This window comes from Bacillota bacterium (assembly GCA_024655925.1).
GTDB lineage: Bacteria > Bacillota > DTU025 > DTU025 > JANLFS01 > JANLFS01.
In genome coordinates, this window is sequence record JANLFS010000190.1 from 1 (window position 1) to 2,772 (window position 2,772).

3 protein-coding genes are annotated in these 2,772 nt (G+C 61.9%); 2 read left to right on the top strand and 1 reads right to left on the bottom strand.

What is annotated here, in order from left to right; translation table 11 throughout:
• Window positions 1–169: 169 nt before the first annotated feature.
• Together NUW23_15845 and NUW23_15850 are read left to right on the top strand one after the other, a co-directional pair.
• The gene (locus NUW23_15845; GenBank protein MCR4427627.1) at window positions 170–679 is read left to right on the top strand and encodes a hypothetical protein; all 510 of its coding nucleotides are present in this window, start codon (window positions 170–172) and stop codon (window positions 677–679) included.
• A gap of 200 nt (window positions 680–879) precedes the next feature.
• Window positions 880–2,067 carry a hypothetical protein gene (locus NUW23_15850; GenBank protein MCR4427628.1) on the top strand — a complete coding sequence of 396 codons (1,188 nt, stop codon included), beginning with the start codon at window positions 880–882 and terminating at the stop codon, window positions 2,065–2,067.
• A 78-nt stretch (window positions 2,068–2,145) separates the two neighbouring features.
• Here NUW23_15850 and NUW23_15855 read toward each other — a convergent pair whose 3' ends face one another.
• Entirely contained in the window at window positions 2,146–2,631 is a 486-nt protein-coding gene (locus NUW23_15855; GenBank protein MCR4427629.1) for a LysM peptidoglycan-binding domain-containing protein, read from the bottom strand.
• Window positions 2,632–2,772 lie beyond the last annotated feature (141 nt).

The window sequence follows — 2,772 nt, forward strand, 5'->3', positions numbered from 1 at the left end:
GAATCTGGAGACGGCCAGCGGAACAAAACCATGGGGGTGACATTTTCTCAGTCGGATTAGCCGCCAAAAGGGTGACATTTTCTCAGTCGGTTGACAAGTTGTTGCGTGCTACAGAGATGACGCTTCTCTGTACGCTCGACCCCGGTACCACGGGGTCCGACGAGGGAACGTGGCCTTTCCTGTTGGCGATGCTCATTGTGACGCTAGGCGGGCTTTCTCTGATGAGTGCGCTCTTGAGTCGATGGCCCTCAAGACAATCCTTGCGATCCGCAATGACCCCTGCCGAAAACTGGAGCCGTTCCGTATCGTCGCGCAGGTTCGGGAACCGGAGAACTCGTCAGCTGACGATTTCGTTGTAAGCGGCAAGCTTGCGAGCCTTATGCTTTCCCAGGTGTCGGAGAGCGCTGACCTTCATGTAGTCTTCAGAGGGCTCTTCAGTTCCGACGGGGCGGAGATATACATGAAGCCCGCGTCTCTGTATCTGCCGCCTGACCAGCGCGCGCGTTGCTCCGAGATCGCCCGGGCAGCAAGGGAACGGGGCGAGATCTCGCTGGGTTACCGGAAACGCAATGAATCTAATATCGCATCCGGCCGGCATAGGGTCTGGCTGAACCCGGATCGGGCAGAAGAGGTATCCCTTTCCGAGAGCGATGCCGTTATTGTCCTCGCCGCTAGTTAGGCCTTATAGCCTTCGTACTGGTGAAACGTCGCGCCGAGGAAGGATACCGCTCAAGACTATCCAATTTCACTACTACTCAGCAACTTCTGATTCTGGAAATTGACCGCGGCCGCGAATCGCCAGACCTTAACGAAGTGCAAGCGAGGCGAGGTCACATGCGTGTCGGAACCGGTGCAAACCTGGACCGAGAAGGGGACCGCATGCTCAAGGTGTTCTGCCTGGGGGCGTTCAAGGTGATCCCAGCCGGCGCTGGGCAGGTGATCGGGGGAGACGGCTCCAGCAAAGCGTGGTCAGTGTTCAAATACCTTCTCGCCCACAGGGGCGCACCCGTCCCCACTGCCGAGATCATGAGAACCCTCTGGCCTGGCAACCAGGACTCTGGCGATACATCTCCGCTCCGTACCGCGCTCAGCAGGCTCAAGGCGTCGCTCGAGCCGGCTAGCCCTTCCTACTCCAAAGGGTCCTACATTACTTACACTAAGGACTTCTGCATCTTTCACGACGAAATGCCTGTCTGGGTGGATGCGGATGAGTTCGAGAAGGTATGCGGGGAGGCCCACCTGGTCGGCGCGTCCGACCGCAGGGCCGGAGCTGAGCTCTACCTGCGGGCGCTCGCCCTGTACCGTGGTGACTATCTCGCTCAGGACATTTACGTCGATTGGACCGTCGCCCCCCGCGAGCGGTACAGGCGGCTGTTCGTAGACTCCTCCCGCGAAGCCGCAGCTTGGCTCGCGGCGGCGGGCGACCTGACTTGCGCGAGATCAGTGTTGGAGCACGCGCTCCAGGTGGAGCAGTTCTCCGAGGAAATGCATGTCGAGTACATTCAGACCCTTTTGAAGATGGGAGAGCACGCCGCAGCGGCCGAACACTACGCGGCGACCACGGAGCTTCTTCACCGTGAACTCGGCCTCAGGCGGTCGGCGGAGTTCCGCCGGCTGCACAGGGCGATCCGGGACCATCGAGAGGGCCAGGTGCACACTCCCACCCACCTTGAAGAGGCGCTGGTGTCTCGAAAGGAGCGCCAGGGGCCGTTCAGATGCGATATGGACATGTTCCAGGGCCTGGTTGCGTTGGAAAGGCGAAGGATCGAGCGCACAGGGCGCGATAGTTCAGTCTTGTTCCTTCGACTGGAGGTGCGCGACGGCGCCAGGGCGGGCAGACTCGAAGGCCAAGCCTTGGATGCCCTCGAGCTGGTTGTGGGGAGGATCCTGCGCAAGGGTGACGTACTGTGCAGGATCGACTCGGGCTGCCTCGGGGTGCTCCTTGCCGACACTGGAAGGGCCGGCGCGGACACGGTCTGCGCGCGAGTGGCCCAAGCGTTCGCTGCGGAAGCCGATGTCCCCGGGATATCCCTGGAGGTCACGGTTAGGCCGCTCGTGCCGGGCTGACAGCCTCATCCCGCAAGCTCACAGCTGCATTCTTAAGCTGAAGAGGCCCGTTGGGCCTCTTCAACGCGACGGCGACACTCAGGAAGGCCTGCGCGGCCTGCGCGGAGGACGGGGCCAGCGCGGTGGACGCGGCGGCCTTGGGATGGGGGCAGCCGGAGGCGGTGCGGGAGCCGCAACGGGTATGCAAATCCTCTGTCCCACCCGAAGCTGTTGCGGAACTACGCCGGGGTTGGCCCTGGCTATTGCGTCCACTGTAGTGCCGAACCTCCGGGCAAGGGCGTAGAAGGTGTCTCCAGGCCTGATGATGTAGAACCGACCACCGGGACAGCCGGGCGGTCCGGGGGCGGGCGGAGGCGGTGCGGGAGCAGCAACGGGTATGCAAATCCTCTGCCCCACCCGAAGCTGCTGCGGAACTACGCCGGGGTTGGCCCTGGCTATTGCGTCCACTGTGGTGCCGAACCTCTGGGCCAGAGCGTAGAAGGTGTCTCCGGGCCTGATGACGTAGATCCGACCACCGGGACAGGCCGGAACCTGAGCCATATGAAAGCCGAAGGGAAACTGCACAGCTGATCACTCCCGAGTTGATCTGCTGCACCATATTCATCACGTCTGCCGCTTGACCGCATCCGGTTGGCACGATCACTAAGCGCCGGCGGTGTAATCTTAGAGTAGGGTGCGGGAAGGGGAAGAAGGGGGGAAAGAAGA